Here is a 1,115-nt window from a genome sequence, read left to right on the forward strand (position 1 = left end):
ACTCGCGTCCGAGAGCTACTGATGTACGTCTCAAAAGAGCATGGGCGCTTACTTGATCGGGCGATGCCACTATGGGAATGTCATGTTATCGAGGGAATTCAACCAGAGACTGACGATAGTCCTGAACGCTTTGCCCTATACTTTAAGATTCATCACTCATTGGTCGATGGTATCGCTGCCATGCGCCTCATCCAAAAGTCGCTTTCACAGTCACCGTATGAGCCTATGACGCTGCCAGTGTGGTCACTCATGGCACGCCATCGTAATCAAGTAGATGCTCTGATACCTACTGGACGCTCTGTGACTCGTATTATAAAAGAGCAGCTATCTACCATTAAGCCGGTATTTACCGAACTACTGGATAACTTTAAACATCATGGCAAAGACGATTATGTTGGCACCTTTCATGCTCCCATGAGTATATTAAACCAGCGCATCTCTGCCTCACGGCGAATTGCAGCGCAATCTTATGATATGCAGCGCTTTGATGACATCGCTGACAAACTCGATGTCAGTATGAATGATGTGATACTTGCTGTTTGCTCTGGTGCCATACGGCGTTACTTGCTCAAACTTGATGCGTTACCGAATAAACCCTTGATTGCTTTTGTACCGATGTCATTACGCAGCGACAATAGTACCACTGGCAATCAAATCTCATTTGTTTTGGCAAACTTAGGCACGCATTTAGATGACCCTCTTCGTCGACTACAGCTGATCAATGGCAGTATGAATAGTGGAAAACGTCGGTTCCGTCGTATGAATCAAGCACAGGTAATCAACTATAGTGCCATCGCTTATGCGTGGGAAGGCATTAACCTATTAACGGGCATATTCCCCAAAAAACAAGCTTTTAACCTTATTATCTCTAACGTACCTGGGGCTAAAAAGCCACTGTACTGGAACGGCGCACCGCTCAAAGCACTGTATCCAGCTTCTATTATATTGGATGGTCAAGCAATGAACATCACGCTTGCCAGCTATTTAGATAAAGTAGAGTTTTGTATTACCGCTTGTAGCAAGCTGTTGCCGCATGTACAAGACATGCTGGGCTTGATTGAAGAAGAGCTTGCTGTACTAGAAAACGTGAGTAAAGAAAAAGAATTGGGACTACG

General features: G+C 44.9%; 1 protein-coding gene. It reads left to right on the forward strand.

Features of this window, described 5'->3' with window-relative positions; translation table 11 throughout:
- A partial coding sequence (locus ACS8FD_RS16250; protein ID WP_439276605.1) for a wax ester/triacylglycerol synthase family O-acyltransferase occupies window positions 1–1,115 on the forward strand: 1,115 nt, incomplete at both ends.

Source organism: Psychrobacter sp. 1U2 (assembly GCF_051847575.1).